This window comes from Halomonas sp. LC1 (assembly GCF_030247125.1).
GTDB lineage: Bacteria > Pseudomonadota > Gammaproteobacteria > Pseudomonadales > Halomonadaceae > Vreelandella.
Genome location: NZ_JASSPG010000004.1, coordinates 119,493 through 137,454, shown reverse-complemented (window position 1 = coordinate 137,454; position 17,962 = coordinate 119,493). Strand labels below are relative to the sequence as shown.

The 17,962-nt window shown below is 59.8% G+C and carries 16 protein-coding genes; 12 read left to right on the top strand and 4 right to left on the bottom strand.

Annotation, left to right across the window (positions count from 1 at the left end; genetic code table 11):
• Nucleotides 1–13: 13 nt before the first annotated feature.
• The 3 genes from asd to rsgA all read right to left on the bottom strand — a co-directional run bounded on the left by asd (nucleotide 14) and on the right by rsgA (nucleotide 2,808).
• Nucleotides 14–856, bottom strand: a complete 843-nt coding sequence (gene asd, locus QIT27_RS08165; protein ID WP_159342606.1) for an archaetidylserine decarboxylase — start codon at nucleotides 854–856, stop codon at nucleotides 14–16.
• A gap of 10 nt (nucleotides 857–866) precedes the next feature.
• Entirely contained in the window at nucleotides 867–1,709 is an 843-nt protein-coding gene (locus tag QIT27_RS08160) for a sulfurtransferase (RefSeq protein ID WP_285263424.1), read from the bottom strand.
• A 76-nt stretch (nucleotides 1,710–1,785) separates the two neighbouring features.
• The gene (gene rsgA, locus QIT27_RS08155; protein WP_285263423.1) at nucleotides 1,786–2,808 is read right to left on the bottom strand and encodes a small ribosomal subunit biogenesis GTPase RsgA; all 1,023 of its coding nucleotides are present in this window, start codon (nucleotides 2,806–2,808) and stop codon (nucleotides 1,786–1,788) included.
• Nucleotides 2,809–2,954: 146 nt separating this feature from the next.
• Between rsgA and orn the strand changes: the two genes are divergently transcribed.
• Nucleotides 2,955–3,539 carry an oligoribonuclease gene (orn, locus tag QIT27_RS08150; RefSeq protein WP_159342603.1) on the top strand — a complete coding sequence of 195 codons (585 nt, stop codon included), beginning with the start codon at nucleotides 2,955–2,957 and terminating at the stop codon, nucleotides 3,537–3,539.
• 3 nt (nucleotides 3,540–3,542) lie between these two features.
• Here orn and queG read toward each other — a convergent pair whose 3' ends face one another.
• Nucleotides 3,543–4,667, bottom strand: coding sequence for a tRNA epoxyqueuosine(34) reductase QueG (queG, locus tag QIT27_RS08145; RefSeq protein WP_285263422.1), 1,125 nt, complete (start codon nucleotides 4,665–4,667; stop codon nucleotides 3,543–3,545).
• 129 nt (nucleotides 4,668–4,796) lie between these two features.
• On the opposite strand from queG, the gene QIT27_RS08140 reads away from it, so the two are divergent.
• The 11 genes from QIT27_RS08140 to QIT27_RS08090 all read left to right on the top strand — a co-directional run bounded on the left by QIT27_RS08140 (nucleotide 4,797) and on the right by QIT27_RS08090 (nucleotide 17,932).
• Nucleotides 4,797–6,290, top strand: a complete 1,494-nt coding sequence (locus QIT27_RS08140; protein WP_285263421.1) for an NAD(P)H-hydrate dehydratase — start codon at nucleotides 4,797–4,799, stop codon at nucleotides 6,288–6,290.
• Between the two features lie 11 nt (nucleotides 6,291–6,301).
• Nucleotides 6,302–6,799: a tRNA (adenosine(37)-N6)-threonylcarbamoyltransferase complex ATPase subunit type 1 TsaE gene (tsaE, locus tag QIT27_RS08135; RefSeq protein ID WP_159342600.1), complete on the top strand. Its 498-nt coding sequence runs from the start codon at nucleotides 6,302–6,304 to the stop codon at nucleotides 6,797–6,799.
• 47 nt (nucleotides 6,800–6,846) lie between these two features.
• The gene (locus tag QIT27_RS08130; protein WP_285263552.1) at nucleotides 6,847–8,268 is read left to right on the top strand and encodes an N-acetylmuramoyl-L-alanine amidase; all 1,422 of its coding nucleotides are present in this window, start codon (nucleotides 6,847–6,849) and stop codon (nucleotides 8,266–8,268) included.
• A gap of 56 nt (nucleotides 8,269–8,324) precedes the next feature.
• Nucleotides 8,325–10,241 (top strand): DNA mismatch repair endonuclease MutL, encoded by a 1,917-nt coding sequence (gene mutL / locus QIT27_RS08125; RefSeq protein ID WP_285263420.1) that lies wholly within the window; start codon nucleotides 8,325–8,327, stop codon nucleotides 10,239–10,241.
• Nucleotides 10,242–10,274: 33 nt separating this feature from the next.
• On the top strand, nucleotides 10,275–11,213 hold the full coding sequence (gene miaA, locus QIT27_RS08120) for a tRNA (adenosine(37)-N6)-dimethylallyltransferase MiaA (protein WP_285263419.1): 939 nt from the start codon (nucleotides 10,275–10,277) through the stop codon (nucleotides 11,211–11,213).
• Nucleotides 11,214–11,364: 151 nt separating this feature from the next.
• Nucleotides 11,365–11,613, top strand: a complete 249-nt coding sequence (hfq, locus tag QIT27_RS08115; protein ID WP_159342598.1) for an RNA chaperone Hfq — start codon at nucleotides 11,365–11,367, stop codon at nucleotides 11,611–11,613.
• A gap of 36 nt (nucleotides 11,614–11,649) precedes the next feature.
• Entirely contained in the window at nucleotides 11,650–12,960 is a 1,311-nt protein-coding gene (hflX, locus tag QIT27_RS08110) for a ribosome rescue GTPase HflX (RefSeq protein ID WP_253015942.1), read from the top strand.
• 136 nt (nucleotides 12,961–13,096) lie between these two features.
• The gene (gene hflK, locus QIT27_RS08105) at nucleotides 13,097–14,371 is read left to right on the top strand and encodes an FtsH protease activity modulator HflK (protein WP_285263418.1); all 1,275 of its coding nucleotides are present in this window, start codon (nucleotides 13,097–13,099) and stop codon (nucleotides 14,369–14,371) included.
• Nucleotides 14,372–15,256 carry a protease modulator HflC gene (gene hflC, locus QIT27_RS08100; protein WP_159342595.1) on the top strand — a complete coding sequence of 295 codons (885 nt, stop codon included), beginning with the start codon at nucleotides 14,372–14,374 and terminating at the stop codon, nucleotides 15,254–15,256. It abuts the gene before it with no gap.
• A gap of 187 nt (nucleotides 15,257–15,443) precedes the next feature.
• Complete coding sequence (locus tag QIT27_RS08095) at nucleotides 15,444–16,637, top strand: ATP phosphoribosyltransferase regulatory subunit (protein ID WP_159342594.1); 1,194 nt, start codon at nucleotides 15,444–15,446, stop codon at nucleotides 16,635–16,637.
• Nucleotides 16,637–17,932, top strand: a complete 1,296-nt coding sequence (locus QIT27_RS08090; RefSeq protein ID WP_159342593.1) for an adenylosuccinate synthase — start codon at nucleotides 16,637–16,639, stop codon at nucleotides 17,930–17,932. The genes QIT27_RS08095 and QIT27_RS08090 overlap by 1 nt, the downstream gene beginning before the upstream one ends.
• Nucleotides 17,933–17,962 lie beyond the last annotated feature (30 nt).

Genomic DNA, 17,962 nt, shown 5'->3' with positions numbered 1-17,962 from the left:
CGGCCAGCCTGCCTTAGGGCGTTGGGGTAGCGAGGCTCTGCCCCATTTGCACTGTCGCCCCGAGCGCATGATGGCCAAACGCCACGGGGTTAGCGAAGCACATCACGACGGTGGAGCCGAGTTTGAAACGGCCCATCTCTGCACCTTTCTCCAGCACGATCGGCTGCCCGAAGCGCATACGCTGAGGGTGGCCCGATAGCGGTGTTACCTGCCCAGACCAGACGGTTTCGATGGCGGCCACAATCATGGCGCCGACCAGTACCATCGCCATGGGGCCGTGTTCGGTGTCGAAGATACAGACCAAGCGCTCGTTGCGCGCGAACAAACCGGGCACATAGTTGGCGGTGGCTTGGTTGACCGAAAAGAGCCGCCCTGGCACGTAGATCATCTCTCTCAGCGTACCGGTCACCGGCATATGCACACGGTGGTAATCCCTTGGCGAGAGATAAACCGTCGCGAAGCTGCCGTTCAAAAACTCGTCGGCTAACGCTTTGTCGCCGCCTAACAGCGTTTGAGCGGAAAACGTATGTCCCTTGGCCTGTACCAGTGTGCCCGCCGTAGTGAGGCGGCCAAACTGTGAGAGCGTGCCATCGGCAGGGCTCAACACTCCTTCGCCCAGTGGGCGCGCATCGGCTTTTAGCGCCCGAGTAAAGAAGTCGTTGAACGTGGGATAGGCCGTCGGGTCTGGCTCTAGCGCCTGGCTCATGTCCACGTTGAAGCGCTTGATGAATGCCTTGATGAGGGTGTTTTTCACCCAGGGATTATCGCACTGGGCGAACTTACCTGTTAGGCGCGACAGCGCGTGCTGAGGCAGTGGGTATTGGAGCAGCGAAAAGGCTTTTTGGGAAAGGGTCACGGTAATATCTTCATTTCTCGATGGGTGTATCGTCGCGGTTGCCCCACTCACCCCAGGAACCCGCATAGCCGCGCATAGTGAAGCCTAGCGCTTTGCCTACCAACCAGGTAAAGCTGCTGCGGTGGTGGCTTTGGCAGTGGGTGGCAATTTCCATGTCGGGAGTGAGCCCTAGGGCATTGAGTTCGGTCATGAGCTCGGCGTAGTCGCGGATTCTCAGCGCCCGGCTGCGATCCATGGCGTCTAGCCAATCCATGTTCACCGCACCGGGGATGTGCCCCAGGTGTTTATTGTTGCCGCGTTCGCCGTCGTACTCCGCTTTGGAGCGAGCGTCCCAGATGGCAAACTGTTTGTTGCCGAGCTTCTCTTTGATCTCATCACACGTGATGGCGGCACTGGGGTTAAGAATCTCGGCGTGGTATTCGCTGGGGGTTGGCGCGGTGAGTTCGGTGCTCTCTTCCAGACCGGCGTCGCGCCAAGCGTGAATGCCGCCATTCAGATAGGAGTAGCGGGTGTGGCCGATCAGCTCCAGCGTCCAGAGCAGGCGAGCTGCCCAGCCGCCGCCTTCGTCGTCGTAGGCCACCACGTGTGTGTCACGGGTCAAGCCCAGCGCGCTGAATAATCGAGACAGAAACTCTACCGACGGTACGTCATTAGGCACCGGGCCTTCGCCGCGCATCAAGTAGCGAAAATCCAGATAAATGGCGCCAGGAACGTGGCCCTGACGGTAGCTGTCACCATTGGCGGGCACATCGATAATCAGCAGTTCAGGTGCCTGCAAGTGCTCTTGCAGCTGTTCCGGCTCGACGATGAGTGGCAATAGATTGTGTTCTGATGAGTGGCTGGCGGTGCTCATATCCGGCTCCCTATCCTTGATAATAAGACAACCGCAACGAGGTAACGGCGATGTCACTCCGATCATTGCGGGTTTGTCACTGGGGATTCAAGCTATCGAGAATACGTCGATAGCTGGCAAAACGCTCTGGATGAATCTTGCCTGCCTCGACGGCGTCCAGTAAAGCGCAGCCCGGCTCATTGCGGTGGCGGCAGTCCCGGAAGCGGCAAAGGCCCAAATAGGGGTGGAACTCGATAAAGCCGTCGGTCACTTCCTGCTCGTCCAGATGGATCAGGCCAAACTCACGTATGCCGGGCGAGTCGATCAGTTCGCCATTGCTGACTTCGTCGCTGCGCATGGCATAGAGACGTGCCGTAGTCGTCGTGTGCGTGCCTTTACGCGAATCTTCCGATAGCGCGCCAATACGCAGGGTTTCGTCGGGCAGCAGCAGATCTATGAGCGATGATTTTCCCACGCCACTCTGGCCGACGAAGACAGACGTGCGCCCCTCGAGCTGCAGGCGCAGGGCGTTCAACCCCTCGGGGTTGGCGGTGGTGGTGCGCACCACCGGGTAGCCCAACGCGCGATAGCGCTCTAGTAACTGCCCTAGCTCGCCTCCATCGTCAGGTAGCAGATCCGTCTTGTTGAGCACCAGTACCGGCGTGATGCCGGTGGCTTCAGCGGCGACGAGGTAGCGGTCGATCAGGTTGGGATGAGGCGCAGGCTCGACGGCGAATACAATCAGCAGCTGGTCGATATTGGCGGCTACCGGCTTGAGCTGGCCGCGCGGGTCGGGGCGCTTTAAAATGCTGTCGCGCTCTTCACGGGCCACGACCACGCCCGAGCCATCCTGGCCCGCCCGCCAAATCACGCGGTCGCCGGTCACCAAGCCCTCCAGATTGGCGCGTAGATGGCAGCGCACGGGCGTGCCGTCGGCGTCGCGCACCTCTAGGGTGCGACCGAAGTGGGCCATCACTCGCCCTGGCTGTTCGGGGCCGTATTCGCCAGCAGAGAGCTTTTCGGCATCTTTGGCATCACGTTTTTCGGCACGCTGGGCGCGTTCGGCTTGTATCTTCTCGACTCGCCACTGCTGCTGACGGCTTAATTTACGTTTGCTCATGACCACCTGATGATCGTTACAATAGAGGGCATTGTACCCACCTGGACGGTCCACTGTCCTGTGTGGGGTGCGGGTTAGCGCAATATAAGCGACACTTTTGTTTGATGCGCCGATACAAGGGCGACCCTGACCAAGGAATGAATGCAATGAGCGAGCAAAACGGCGCACCGCGTAGCGACCTATTGGTGTGGATTGATTTGGAAATGACCGGTCTTGAACCGGACAAAGAGCGCATTATCGAGGTGGCGACACTCATCACCGACGCGCAGTTGAATATCGTGGCAGAGGGCCCCGTGATTGCCGTCAAACAGCCCGATAGCCTCTTGGCCGGAATGGACGATTGGAACCAGAAAACCCACGGTGAATCTGGTCTAGTGGCGCGGGTGAAGGCAAGCACCATCGAGACGCAAGAAGCCGAGCGCCAAACCCTCGACTTTTTACGCCAGTACGTGGTGGCGGGCTCTTCGCCCATGTGCGGCAACAGTATTCATCAAGACCGCCGCTTCTTGGAACGGGAAATGCCCGACTTGTGGGCGTTTTTCCACTACCGCAATTTGGATGTGTCCACGGTGAAAGAGCTGGCAAAACGCTGGAATCCCGGTGCACTGGTGGGCTTTAAGAAACAAAACGCCCACTTGGCGATGGATGACATCAAAGAGTCGATCGCGGAGCTTGCCCACTACCGCCGCACGTTTTTGCGTATCGAAGAAGGGAGCGACGAAGAAGAGTAGCCCTCACGCCCGCGTTGCGATGCGCGCATCGCGCTTGTGGCGCTGCTCGTCGAGCGCCCAGGTGACGTGCTCTCGCACCAGGGCGCTAGGGTAAGCTCGGCGTGCCCACAACGCTGCCTCGACGTCATCGCTCCACGGGGCATTGCCCAGCCCAACGGCAAGGTTACGCAGCCAGCGCTCATAGCCAATGCGGCGAATGGGGCTGCCTGCGGTTTTGTTCAAAAACTCCTCTTCGCCCCAGCTAAACAGCGCAATGAGCGATGCGCGGTCAAGGTCGTGGCGCGGGGAGAAGTCCTCTTCTTGGGTGATTTTTGTGAAGCGTGTGAACGGGCAAACGAGCTGACAATCGTCGCAGCCATACACGCGATTGCCCATGGCGCGACGGTACTCTACGGGAATCGCGCCGTGCAGCTCGATGGTGAGATAGGAGATGCACTTGCGCGAATCGACGACCTTGTCGTCGACGATGGCCCCGGTGGGACAAGCGGTGCGACAGGCGCTACAGCTACCGCAATGCTCCTGTTCGAAAGGTGCATCGACGGGCAGCGGGAGGTCGGTATACAGCTCTCCCAGAAAGAACAGCGAGCCCGCTTTGGGGTTTAACAGCATAGCGTTTTTACCGAACCATCCTAAGCCTGCCTTTTGGGCAAGCGCACGCTCCATTACCGGGGCGGAGTCGACGAAGGCGCGGAAACCAAATTTTCCTACTGCTTGCTCGATGTGCTTTGCCAACTGTGCCAAGCGTTTGCGCATCAGCTTATGATAGTCCCGGCCCAGCGCGTAGCGGGAGACGTAGGCACGGCTGGGTTGGCCCAGCACCTTGGCACTCTCTACTTCGGCGGGCAGATAATCCATGCGCACGCTGATGACCCGGCGAGTGCCGGGTTCTAGTTCGTCAGGTCGCGTGCGTTTGGTGCCGTGCTTCGCCATAAAGCCCATCTCGCCGTGGTAGCCTTTATCCAGCCAGCGGTTCAGATGGGCCTCATGAGCCGCTAAATCCGTATCGGTGATGCCGACCTGCTGAAAGCCCAGCTCGCGACCCCACTGCTTGATCTGCTCGGCAAGCTGATGCAGAGACTCGCGGGAGATGGGTTCGTGAGACGGTGAAAAAGTGGTGGAACTTGGCATGGTCAGTCAACGGTGAGGCGTTAAGCGCGCTATGCTAACGCATTAGCCGCTGGCACGACATGTCGAGCACGCCGTTGCGTGATCGGGCGGCACCTGAGCGTTGATTTAGCACCCTATCAAGGAGACACCGTGTCTACGTTGAGTACCTCTTCGCTACGTCCTCTCTATAAGGCATCGCAAGTGCGCGAGCTGGATCGGCGCACCATTGCCGGTGGTATCGAAAGCTTTGCCTTGATGCAGCGGGCGGCCTCCAGCGCCTGGCACAGCTTTCGCTCGCGCTGGCCTCAAGCGCGCAGCGTGGCCGTCGTGTGCGGCAGCGGCAACAATGGCGGCGACGGTCATGTGCTGGCGGCGCTGGCCATGCAGTCGGGGCTCAAAGTGCAGCGACTTTCCCTGACACCACTGGACGCGCTGACCGGCGACGTTGCCCGGGCTGCCGAACTGGCAACGGCAGCGGGGGTCGGGTTTGAGGAGTGGCAGCCCAGTACGACGCTCGCCGGTGAGGTCATCGTCGATGCCCTGCTAGGCACCGGGCTGTCAGGCGACGTCGAGGGCCGCGCTAAGCAGGCCATCCACGCCATGAATGCGGCGTCTCAGCCCGTGCTGGCGCTGGATATTCCGTCGGGGATTTCGGCAGATACCGGGGCGAGGCTAGGCACGGCGGTCGAAGCCGCCTGCACGGTCACGTTCATTGGTGACAAAATTGGCCTGCACACTGGGGAAGCACCGGCCTACACCGGTGAGATCGATTTTCGCCCGTTGGGCGTCAAGGCGCAGGCGTTCTTCGATATTCCACCCACTGCATGGCGCCTGGATGAGACGCTGCTGGGAGAGGCCTTTCCGCCCCGTTCGCGTACTAGCCACAAGGGAAGCTTGGGGCACGTCTTGGTGATGGGAGGCGCGCCTGGCTTTGGTGGGGCGGCGCTGTTGGCCTCGCAAGCGGCTGCGCGACTAGGAGCGGGCAAGGTCACCCTCGCCACTGCTCAAGAACACGTTACCGCAAGCCTCGTGCGTTGCCCGGAAGTCATGGCGCGCGCGGTGCGTAGCGGAGCCGACGCGGCCGAACTGCCTTCTACCGCAGACGTGCTCGTGGTGGGGCCAGGACTTGGGCAAGAAGCGTGGGGGCAGGCGGTGCTACAAAGTGCACTACAGGCAGACACGCCGCTAGTGGTGGACGCCGATGCGCTCAATCTGCTGGCCAGCCGCTGGCCGACGCTGCGTCGCGACGACTGGATATTGACCCCCCATCCTGGCGAGGCAGCCAGATTGCTAGGCTGTTCCGTGGCCGATGTTCAGTCGGATCGTCCGTCGGCCGCCCGCGCACTACAGCGTGCCCGGGGAGGCGTCGTGATATTAAAAGGTGCAGGCAGCTTGGTGGCGGGACCCAGTGGGCTGGTCGTGTGTCCCTATGGTAATCCGGGCATGGCCAGTGGCGGCATGGGCGACGTACTAAGCGGTATGCTGGGCGCTTTGGTGGCTCAAGCTGGCAGTCTCGAGCAGAGCGCTTGGTTGGGCGTCATGCTACATGCGCTGGCAGGTGATGAGGCGGCTAAAGCCGGTGGAGAACGTGGCCTGTTAGCAAGTGATCTGGCATCCTATGCACGAGTGCTCATTAACCCGTGAAGGCGGCCAACATGCAGGTGCAATTGAATGATGAAGAGGCCCACGTTGCCTTCGGCGAGGCGCTGGGCAAAGCGCTAACCGGTCGCGGGCGCGTATATTTAGAGGGCGATTTGGGGGCGGGCAAGACCACCCTGACGCGCGGCATTTTGAGGGCGTACGGTTATCAAGGCGCCGTGAAAAGTCCGACCTATACCCTGGTGGAGCCTTATGAACTGGGTGATCAGCGCCTCTATCATCTGGATTTATACCGTTTGGCAGACCCGGAAGAGCTGGAATTCATGGGCGGGCGCGATGTACTAGCCGACGATGCTCTTTGCCTCATCGAGTGGCCCAGTAGAGGCGACGGCTGGCTGCCTGCGCCGGATGTGCGTATCCAGCTCCGCGTTGCGGATCCAGGGCGAATGGCGCTGTTGACGGCCGAGAGTGCGCTCGGTCAGCATGTTTTGGGGCAACTGAACGCGCAAACCAACGGTCACCCGCAGGAGGGTGGTGTCATTCAATGGAAATGAAACAACCCCTCCGTCGTCTCCTTGGCCAGTGCGCGTTTGGTTGCGCCATGCTGTTGACCGGTGTCTCTGGCCTGCAGGCCGCCAACGTCGACAGTATGCGGCTCTGGGCTGCTCCGGATCACGCGCGTTTGGTCTTCGACCTGACAGCGGCTACTCAGGCCAATGTGTTCTCGTTGGAGAATCCGTCGCGCCTGGTGATCGATCTGGACGACAGCCAGCTCAATACCGACGTCTCGACCCTACCGCTGGAGGGAAGTGCGATTGCTGCCGTGCGCACGGGCGTGCGTGACGGCAACGGACTGCGCGTGGTGCTGGAGCTGAACCGCGAGATCGAGCCGCGCCACTTTACGTTGCCGCCCAACGATCAGTATGGCCATCGTCTGGTGGTCGATCTGGAGTACCCCGGCGAAAGCGCGGTGGAAAATCCCATCGACCCCATCGAAGCGATGATTCGTGATCAGGAAATGCTGGCGCAGCGCTCGGCTCAGGCTCAGCTGCCTGGAGCCGACGCTGCGGTGCCCCCCGCCGCGCCAGACCAGCCGCCCACCGAAGTGCAGCCTGCCCAGCCGCATCCGCAGCGGGATATCATCATCGCCATCGATGCCGGTCACGGTGGCGAAGACCCAGGCGCCATTGGGCCTGCAGGCACCCGCGAAAAGGACGTCGTGTTGGAGATCGCCAGACGGCTTGCCTCCGATGTCAATCGTACCCGGGGGTTTAAAGCCGTGCTGATCCGCGATGGCGACTACTACTTGGGTCTGCGTCAGCGCACACAGCTGGCCCGAGAGCAGAAGGCCGACTTCTTTGTCTCGATTCACGCCGATGCCTTCACCAGCCCACGCCCGCAGGGCAGCTCCGTGTATGCCCTTTCCCAGCGTGGGGCGACGTCAGAAACGGCGCAGTGGCTCGCAGATAGCGAGAATCGCTCGGATTTGATCGGTGGGGTCGATGGCAGTCTATCGCTGCGTGATAAAGACCAAGTGCTGCGCGGCGTGCTGTTGGACCTCACCATGACCGCCACGCTCAACGACTCGCTGTCGATCGGCGGGCAGGTGCTCGAGCAGCTTGGTCGAGTGAATCGGCTGCATAAGTCGCGGGTCGAGCAGGCGGGCTTCATGGTACTGAAATCGCCTGATATTCCGTCGCTGCTGATTGAGGTGGGGTTTATCTCCAACCCGGACGAAGAGCGCCGCCTGCGTGACCCGGTGCATCAGCAGGGCCTATCGACGGCCATTTTCAGCGGGTTGCGCGATCATTTTCAGCGTAACCCCCCGCCCGCGAGCCTATTGGCGTGGCAGCGTGATCACCAGCGTAGCCCCACTGGCGACGAATATCGCATCCAATCGGGGGATACGCTCTCGTCGATTGCCGTTCGCCACGGTGTTCCAGTGAATCAGTTGAAGCAGGCCAACGATTTGAATGGTGACGTGATCCGGGTGGGCCAAGTGCTGCGTATTCCTAGTTCCTAGTTTTTGACGCGCGTTTTTTAATAGACCGCTTAGATGATGAGCTTCTGAGGTGTTGGTTGACTGAATTGAACTCGCTGTCTGGCCGTATCCATGTGCTCGACCCCCGCCTAGCTAACCAGATTGCGGCGGGTGAGGTGGTCGAGCGCCCCTCGTCAGTCACGAAAGAGCTGATCGAGAACGCCATCGATGCGGGCAGTCAGCGTATCGAAGTGGAGATCGAGCAGGGCGGTGCTCGGCTGATCAAAGTACGTGATGATGGTATTGGCATCGGCGAGGAGGATCTCCCGTTAGCGCTGGCACGTCATGCCACCAGTAAGATCAGCAGTCTCGAGGACCTGGAGGGGGTCAGTTCGCTGGGCTTTCGCGGCGAAGCGTTGGCCTCGATCAGCTCCGTATCGCGTTTGGAGCTGGTGTCCAACGCGGAGGAAGACCCCCGTCAGGGGTGGCGCGTCGTGGCCGAGGGGCGAGGTATGGAAGCGCGGGTAACGCCCGCGCCGCACCCACGTGGCACTAGTGTCTCGGTGCGCGACTTGTTCTTCAATACGCCCGCGCGGCGTAAGTTCTTACGCACCGAAAAGACCGAATTTGCTCATGTAGAAGAGGCTTTTCGTCGTCAGGCGCTGTCGCGTTATGACATTGCCTGGGTATTGAAGCACAACCAGAAGGTGGTGCATCAGCTGCCTCAGGGCAATTCGCCCGCCTCCCGTGAGCGACGGATTGCGTCGCTGTTGGGCAAGAATTTTATCGAACACGCCCGCTATATCGAACGTGAGGCAGGCGGCTTGCGTCTGAGCGGCTGGGTAGGGCTGCCGACCCACTCCCGCTCTCAAGCAGACCAGCAGTATTTCTTCGTCAATGGCCGCGTGGTGCGTGATCGCCTCGTTGCGCATGCGGTACGTCAGGCGTATCGCGACGTGCTCTACAACGGGCGCCATCCGGTGTTCGTGCTTTATCTGGAGCTCGATCCAGACGTGGTGGATGTCAACGTTCACCCCACTAAACATGAAGTGCGCTTCCGTGATGGGCGCATGGTGCATGACTTCCTGTACTCCAGTTTGCACCACTGTTTGGCGGCCTCCAAGCCTACCGAGGAGGACGAGCCCAACGAGGAGGCTGCTCCGACGGGCGAGGGCGAATCCGTTTCCAGCGTGGCAACTGCGCCAGAGGCTTCCCGCTGGCAGCAGCAGGGTATGGCCTTGTCGGAAGCGCCCGAGCGGCACCCCGGCGCTGAGCGGGTGCGCCGCTTCATGCAGGGGTATCAGGCGCTGCATCCCGATCACGAAGAGACGCTGCTAACGCCGCAACCAAGCCCGCCAAGCTCACGTCCCGTCGCCTCGGAAGTACGCGAAGCCCCCCTGACCATGCCGGATCATGACGCCACGTCAGCACCGCCGCTGGGGTTTGCGCTAGGCCAGCTCCATGGCGTATACATTTTGGCGCAGAACGCCCAGGGGCTCGTGCTGGTGGATATGCACGCCGCCCATGAGCGAATCGTTTACGAGCGTATGAAAAACCAGCTGGCGGCAGCAAAAGGAATCGATACGCAACCCTTGCTAGTGCCCGTCTCGCTGGCAGCCAGTCGTAGCGAAGTCGCCACGGCAGAGAGCGAGCGTGACGCCATTGCCCAGCTGGGGGTCGAATTGGATGTGGCGGGCCCCGAGACGCTGCTGGTTCGCCAGCTGCCTGCGCTGCTGGCCCAAGCCGACCCCGAAGCGCTGGTGCGTGAAATGCTCGAAGAGTTGTCCCGCTACGGCCGTACGCATCAAGTCGAGGCGCGCATTCATGAGCTGCTGTCTACCATGGCATGCCATGGTAGTGTGCGGGCCAATCGACGCTTAACGCTGGATGAGATGAATGCACTGCTGCGAGATATGGAGCGCACCGAGCGTAGCGACCAGTGTAATCATGGCCGTCCCACTTGGACGCAAATGAGCATGAAAGCGCTCGACCGTCTATTTCTGCGCGGCCAGTGACGATGAAGACAACCAACGGAGTGCGGCTAGCAGATGGCTGATACACGCCCCTGGGCGATATTTTTGATGGGGCCTACGGCCGCTGGGAAAACCGATGCCGCGATAGCGCTTCACGAACGGCTAGGCCATGAGCTGATCAGCGTGGATTCCGCGATGGTGTATCAAGGCATGGACGTGGGCAGCGCCAAGCCCAGTGCGGCCGAGCTGGCGCGGGCACCCCACCGTTTGATCGATATTCGCGATCCCGCCGACCCCTACTCAGCGGCCGACTTTCGCGAAGATGCCCTGCGGGAGATGCGTCAAATCAGCGCGGCGGGGCAAGTGCCGCTGCTGGTGGGCGGCACGATGCTTTACTACAAGCGCTTGGTGGAAGGAGTGGCCAATTTGCCTGCAGCGGACGCCGCCATCCGTGAGCGTCTGGAGAACCAGCGGCAGCAGGAGGGCTTGATTGGGCTGCATCGCACCCTTGCAGAGGTCGACCCGCCCTCTGCGGCGCGCATCCATCCGAATGACCCTCAGCGGCTGATGCGTGCGCTGGAAGTGTTTTACGCCAGCGGTCGCCCCATGAGTGAGCTGTGGGCGGAGCAGCGACCGGAAACCTTTCCATGGCGGGTGCTGTCAGTAGCGCTAGCACCGCAGGATCGTAAGGTGCTGCACCAGCGCATTGCCCTGCGTTTTGAATCCATGCTGGCAGAGGGCTTGATAGATGAGGTCGCCGCCCTCAAAAAGCGTGATGATCTACATATTGACTTGCCATCCATGAAGAGCGTTGGCTACCGTCAAGTATGGGAGTATCTGAACGGCGCTTATGATCGAGACGAACTCGTGTCGCGAGGTGTCATTGCCACCCGTCAGCTTGCCAAGCGTCAGCTGACCTGGCTGAGAAGTTGGCCGTCGTTGACATGGATCGACTCGCAGCAGCCTGACGCACTGGATAAGCTTCTGAAATTCGTGCGTGAAAGCGGTGCTTAGCGTAAGATAGTGATTTCGTAAGCAAGTGTTTTCGAGTGGCCGGCTAGCGCGTTTGACACACTAGGCCTTTCGGGCAACAAGATTGCGGCGTAGCACCAGTAGGGCACGCCATTTGATAACCAACCCCAACGACAGTTTTAGGGAGAGCAACATGTCCAAAGGGCAGTCCCTTCAAGACCCGTACCTGAACATTTTGCGCAAGGAGCGCATTCCGGTCTCTATTTTCCTGGTAAACGGCATTAAGCTGCAGGGCCAGATTGAATCGTTTGACCAGTTTGTCATCTTGTTGCGCAATACCGTCAGTCAGATGGTTTATAAACACGCTATTTCCACGGTGGTGCCTTCGCGCAACGTGCGTTTGCCGGCACAAGACCCTTCAGCACCCGATGCTGAAATCTAACACCGCTGGATAGCAAGAGAGTCCATGAGGTATTGATTGTTTTTTGAACGCCCAGACGCCGGTGAAACGGCAGTACTTGTTCACGTAGATTTCTATGATGAGCAGGCACGTGAAGACCCGGGTGAGTTCTTGGAGCTCGTGCGCTCTGCTGGCGCAGAGCCCGCGACATTGCTCACAGCCAGCCGACAGCGCCCTGATTCCCGCACCTTCATCGGGTCAGGAAAGCTGGAGGAGCTGCGGGCAATGCTCGCAGCTCATCACGCTGAACTGGTCATCTTCAACCACAGTTTGAGTCCCTCCCAGCAGCGCAACCTTGAGCAAGAACTCAAGTGCCGCGTATTGGACCGTACGGGTCTGATACTCGATATTTTTGCGCAGCGGGCACGAACGCACGAAGGTAAGCTGCAAGTAGAGCTTGCCCAGCTTGAGTATATGTCTACGCGCCTCATTCGCGGTTGGACACACCTTGAGCGACAAAAAGGCGGGATCGGCTTACGCGGTCCCGGTGAAACACAGCTAGAAACCGACCGTCGTTTACTACGCGGTCGTATTAAGTCGATTCATAAGCGCTTAGATAAAGTGCGCAGCCAGCGGGAGCAGAACCGGCGCGCCCGCGCCCGTGCAGAAATCCACAGCGTATCGCTGGTGGGCTATACCAACGCGGGCAAGTCGACCCTGTTCAATGCGCTGACCAGTGCCGAAGTTTATGCAGCGGACCAGCTCTTTGCTACCCTGGACCCGACGCTGCGACGTTTGGAAATCGAAGACGTAGGGCCGGTCGTCATGGCCGATACCGTCGGCTTCATTCGTCACTTGCCGCACAAGCTGGTCGAGGCTTTCCAGGCAACGCTGCAAGAGGCGGCAGAAGCCACGCTGCTCGTGCATGTGATCGACGCTGCCGACCCTGATCGCGAACTCAACGTCGAGCAGGTCGATAACGTGCTGAAAGAGATCGGGGCGGATAACGTGCCGGTGCTCAAAGTAATGAACAAGATCGACAAGCTGGACAGCGCACCGCGTATCGAGCGCGACGGCCACGGTGTTCCCGACGTGGTTTGGCTGTCTGCTCAGCAGGGCCAGGGGCTAGAACTGCTCCATGAAGCCCTCACCGAGCGACTCGCCAACGACGTGATTGGTTTTTCGCTTACTCTTTCCCCAGAGCAGGGAAAGCTGCGTGCCGGTCTGCACGAGCTCAATGCCGTGCGCGAAGAGAGCTTCGACGAGCAGGGGCGCTCCGTATTGGATGTGCGCTTGCCAAGGCGCGACTTCAATCAGCTGATGGCTCAGCTGGGTGAGCGTGCCAATACCTATTTACCAGAAGCATTACGCGAATCTGACGAATGGTAGCCCATCGAGTACCTACCCGTAGTCATTGGCTGTAAAGGTATGGTACAAGATTGATATAGCAACAATATCAAAAGCACCCGGCCTTGCATTCAGTATCAAGGCAAAGTGCAGGTGAACACCTTAGTGGAGACGAAGTATGGCCTGGAATGAGCCCGGTGGTGGCAACCAGCACGACCCCTGGAGCGGTGGCGGCCGACGTGGTAACGGCGGTGATCGCGGTGGGAACAATGATGGTGGAAACAACGGCGGCAATAATGGTGGCAACAACCAGGGGCCACCTGACTTGGATGAGGCGCTGAAAAAGTTCCAAGACAAGCTCAACGGCATGCTGGGTGGCAGCGGCAAGAAGAGCGGCGGCGGTGGCAGCGGCAAGAGTGGCGGCGGCAAGCCGCGTAACTCTTTTGCACTGCCCGGTCTTCTGCTCATCGTGGCGCTAGCCATCTGGGGAGCCTCGGGCTTCTACCTCGTGGACCAGTCGGAGCGTGGCGTCGTGCTGCGTTTTGGCGAGTACCAGGGCATCGTCGAGCCGGGCCTTCAGTGGAATCCGCCGCTCATCGATGACGTGCGCATGGTCAACGTGACGCGCGTACGCTCTGTTTCTCAGACTCAGTCCATGCTGACGCGTGACGAAAACATCGTCGAAGTGGAAATTTCTGCCCAGTACCAGGTCGCCAATCCGCGTGATTTCGTGCTGAACGTTCGTGATCCAGCGCTCTCCATCGAGAATGCCCTGGACTCGGCGCTGCGTCACGTGGTTGGTGGTACGGACATGATCGATATCTTGACCTCTGGTCGTGAGATACTCGGTAGCTCCGTCGCGAGCCGTCTGCAAACGTATCTGGATGCCTACGGCGCCGGTATTCGTCTACAAACCATTAACATCGAATCCACGTCGGCGCCTGCGCCCGTCATCGATGCTTTCGATGACGTTATTCGTGCCCGCGAAGATCGTCAGCGGACGATCAACGAAGGTATGGCGTATGCCAACGCGATCATCCCCGCCGCACAGGGTCAGGCGCAGCGTATCGTCGAGCAGGGGCAGGGGTATCGTGAGTCGGTCGTGGCAGAAGCGCAGGGTCAAGCCAACCGCTTCAACGCGCTGCTGACCGAGTATCGCAACGCGCCTGAGATCATGCGTGAGCGTATGTACCTGGATGCCATCGAAGAAGTCTTCGGTGGAACGCCAAAAGTCCTTTTGGACGTGAGTGAAAATGCGCCGTTAATGTATTTGCCGCTCGATCAGATGCGCGGTAACAGCGGTAATGACAGCCGCTCAACGAGCGATGACGGTAGCGACAGCAACAGCGATGCGATCGACCCGCGCGTGCTGGAGTCGCTGCGCGGTAGCCAAAGCAACGCTTCCTCATCGTCGTCATCGAGCAATAACCCCATTCGCAGGGAGGGCCGCTAAATGATTAATAATCGATCCCTGCTTATCGTAGGTGGTTTGGCCGCCGTGGCGTGGCTGGCGAGTAACAGTCTGTATGTCGTGGATGAAACCGAGCGCGCGGTGAAACTGCGCTTTGGTGAGGTCATCGAAGAGAATATTCAGCCCGGCCTGCATGCGAAAATTCCGATTGCGCAGACCATTCGCAAATTCGACGTTCGCCTTCTGACGCTGGATACGGATACCAGCCGTTATTTGACCCTTGAGCAAAAGGCGGTCATCGTCGACTCTTACGTCAAGTGGCAGGTCGTCAACCCGACTCGCTACTACGAGGCCACCGCTGGCGATGAAATGATGGCGATTCGCCTGATTCAGCCGCGAGTGGATGAGAGTCTGCGTAACGAATTCGGTCGTCTGAACCTTCAGGAAATCATCGCCGAGCGCCGTGATGACTTGATGACCGGACCCACCGAAGAGCTGGACCAGCTGATGCGTGAAGAGCTGGGCGTGGCGATTCGCGATATTCGTATCAAGCGTATCGACCTGCCCGAAGACGTATCGGCAGCAGTCTTCGAGCGTATGCGCTCAGAGCGTGAGCGTGAAGCCCGTGAGTGGCGTGCTCAGGGTCAGGAAGAGGCCGAGCGGATTCGGGCGAATGCCGATCGCCGCCGTCAGGTACTGCTGGCCCAAGCGAACGAGCGTGCCGAAACCCTGCGCGGTGAAGGCGATGCCGAAGCGGCTGCGATCTTCTCGGAAGCTTATAGCCAGGATCAGGAGTTCTTCGCCTTCTGGCGCAGCTTGAACGCCTACCGCGAAAGCTTCGCTGGCGACGGTAACCTGCTGGTGCTCGAGCCGGATAGCGACTTCTTCCGCTATCTACGCAGCGCCGTTCCCGACAGCGCCGAGTAATGCGCCAACCCCGTCAAGCACTGCGCTTGGCGGGGTTCACCTCGCGCATAAACGTGATAGACTTTATCTACCGGGCGTCGCCCGGTTTTTTTGTGGCCCTCGTTTCGTGAACGTTCCACACAGCGCCCGGTAAGGCGGTGGGTGGTGTCGTTAGAAAGGGCCTTCATCGTCTCGCAGGATTGTTCACATGACCATCGCTGACCGCTGGCTATTGCCCGACGGCATGGATGAGGTGCTGCCGCCTCAGGCAAGCCGCATGGAAGAGCTGCGCCGTGCGCTGCTCGATCTTTACCATTGCTGGGGCTACGACCAGGTAATGCCGCCGCCGGTGGAGTTTCTGGACTCCTTGCTGACAGGTACCGGCACGGACCTCGACCTTCAAACGTTCAAGCTGACCGACCAACTGACGGGCCGCATGATGGGCGCATCTGCCGATGTGACGCCCCAAGTCGCACGTATGGACGCTCACTCCCTCAAACGCCAAGGCCCCGTGCGTCTGTGTTACTGCACCAACGTGCTGCGTGCAAAAGCCGATCAGCATCAGGGTGGCCGAAGCCCCGTGCAGGTTGGGGTAGAGCTGTTTGGTCATGCTGGGCTCGAAGCTGACAGTGAAATCATCCATTTGGCGCTGGCCAGTCTCCACGCAGCAGGTGCCAACGAGATCCACTTGGCGCTGGGTCATATCGGTATTTACCGCAGTCTCGTGGAAGCGGCGGCTCTCAACGCCGAGCAAGAGCGCGCGCTGTTCGAAGCGCTGGCGCTCAAATCACCGGGGCAGCTGGCCGAGCAGGTAAATGCCAGTGTCAGCGATCCCGTGCTGGCGGATATGCTGATGGCACTGGGCGAGTTGCACGGTGATGCTAGCGTGCTGAGTGAAGCGCGCGAACGTTTTGCCGGGGCGCCTGCACCTGTCACGGCTGCGCTAGATCAGCTCGAATCGCTTTATAAGGGCGTCCTGGCACGCTTCGACGTCTCGCTCTATTTTGATCTAGCGGAGCTGCGTGGTTATCAGTATCACACGGGCATGATGTTCGCGGCCTACGTGCCGGGTTACGGCCATGCGCTGGCCAAGGGCGGGCGCTATGATGATACCGGTCGTGCGTTTGGCCGTGCGCGGCCAGCCACCGGCTTCTCGATGGATCTGAAACAACTAGCATCGCTGGCGCTGGCGTCACCCAGCCGGGGTGCAATTTGGGCGCCTGCCCAAGAAGAAGAGTCGCTTAACGCTGCCATTGTGGCGCTGCGTGAGCAGGGTGAACGCGTAATTCAAGCGCTGCCTGGGCAGCGTACTGGGCCGGCGGAGCACAGCTGTGACCGCCGTCTTGAGTTTATCGATGGTCGTTGGCAGACAACGGCCCTGACACAAGAGACGAGTGCATAATGGGTAAGAATGTCGTAGTCCTGGGTACCCAATGGGGCGATGAAGGCAAAGGCAAGATCGTTGACCTGCTCACCGAATCCGCGTCTGCCGTCGTGCGCTTCCAAGGCGGTCACAATGCGGGTCACACGCTGGTCATCGACGGTGAGAAAACCGTTCTTCACCTGATCCCCTCGGGTGTATTGCGCCCGGGAAAAACCTGCGTGATTGGTAACGGTGTGGTGCTGTCACCGGAAGCGCTGATCAAAGAGATTCGCGAGCTGGAAGCGAAGGGCGTTCCCGTACGTGAGCGTCTGCGTCTCTCGCCAGCGTGTCCGCTGATCTTGCCTTATCACGTGCGTCTCGACCAAGCCCGTGAGAAGGCGCGTGGCGTGGCCAAGATCGGCACCACTGGTCGCGGCATTGGCCCGGCGTACGAGGACAAGGTCGCACGTCGTGGTCTGCGGTTGGGGGATATGCTCCACCGTGAGCGTTTCGCGTCCAAACTGGGCGAAGTGCTCGATTACCACAACTTCGTGCTGGTGAATTACCACGGCGAGCAGGCGGTCGATTTCCAGGAAGTGCTGGACAGCGCCATGCAGATGGCCGAAGAGCTGCGCCCCATGGTCAGCGATACGGTGAGCATGGTGCACGATCTGCGTAAAGCGGGCGAGAACATTCTATTCGAAGGTGCCCAAGGCTCGCTGCTGGATATCGATCACGGTACCTACCCCTATGTGACCAGTTCGAACACCACCGCGGGTGGTACGGCGACTGGTTCTGGTGTCGGTCCGCTCTACCTGGACTACGTGCTGGGTATTACCAAAGCCTATACCACCCGTGTTGGCTCTGGCCCGTTCCCCACCGAGCTGTTTGACGACCACGGACGTCATCTGGCCGAACGTGGGCACGAGTTTGGCGCGACCACGGGGCGTCCGCGTCGCTGTGGCTGGTTCGATGCAGTTGCACTACGTCATGCGGTACAAATCAACTCTGTCTCCGGTATCTGCCTGACCAAACTGGACGTGCTAGACGGTTTGGAAAACATCCGTGTCTGCGTTGGCTACCGCAGCAAAGATGGCGACGTGCTGGATAATCCGGTGGACTCAGAAGGCTACGAAGCCGTAGAGCCTCTCTATCACGACCTGCCGGGCTGGAAAGAGTCCACGCTGGGGGCGAAGAAGGTGGAAGACCTGCCCGCCAATGCCCGTGCGTATATCAGCTTCCTCGAAGAGCAGGTGGGTACCAGCATCGACATCATTTCGACCGGCCCAGACCGCGTCGAAACGATCGTACTGCGCAACCCGTTCGAAGGGTAAGTCATCCCTTCATGCGATATCCAAAGGGCG

What these genes read in the sequence shown, in the direction of transcription:
- miaA (WP_285263419.1), top strand. Translation starts at nt 10,275, where the DNA reads ATGGCTGATACACGCCCCTGGGCGATATTTTTGATGGGGCCTACGGCC.
- hflK (WP_285263418.1), top strand. Translation starts at nt 13,097, where the DNA reads ATGGCCTGGAATGAGCCCGGTGGTGGCAACCAGCACGACCCCTGGAGC.
- queG (WP_285263422.1), bottom strand. Translation starts at nt 4,667, where the DNA reads ATGCCAAGTTCCACCACTTTTTCACCGTCTCACGAACCCATCTCCCGC.
- QIT27_RS08090 (WP_159342593.1), top strand. Translation starts at nt 16,637, where the DNA reads ATGGGTAAGAATGTCGTAGTCCTGGGTACCCAATGGGGCGATGAAGGC.
- hflC (WP_159342595.1), top strand. Translation starts at nt 14,372, where the DNA reads ATGATTAATAATCGATCCCTGCTTATCGTAGGTGGTTTGGCCGCCGTG.
- QIT27_RS08130 (WP_285263552.1), top strand. Translation starts at nt 6,847, where the DNA reads ATGCTGTTGACCGGTGTCTCTGGCCTGCAGGCCGCCAACGTCGACAGT.
- orn (WP_159342603.1), top strand. Translation starts at nt 2,955, where the DNA reads ATGAGCGAGCAAAACGGCGCACCGCGTAGCGACCTATTGGTGTGGATT.
- QIT27_RS08095 (WP_159342594.1), top strand. Translation starts at nt 15,444, where the DNA reads ATGACCATCGCTGACCGCTGGCTATTGCCCGACGGCATGGATGAGGTG.
- QIT27_RS08160 (WP_285263424.1), bottom strand. Translation starts at nt 1,709, where the DNA reads ATGAGCACCGCCAGCCACTCATCAGAACACAATCTATTGCCACTCATC.
- tsaE (WP_159342600.1), top strand. Translation starts at nt 6,302, where the DNA reads ATGCAGGTGCAATTGAATGATGAAGAGGCCCACGTTGCCTTCGGCGAG.
- rsgA (WP_285263423.1), bottom strand. Translation starts at nt 2,808, where the DNA reads ATGAGCAAACGTAAATTAAGCCGTCAGCAGCAGTGGCGAGTCGAGAAG.
- hfq (WP_159342598.1), top strand. Translation starts at nt 11,365, where the DNA reads ATGTCCAAAGGGCAGTCCCTTCAAGACCCGTACCTGAACATTTTGCGC.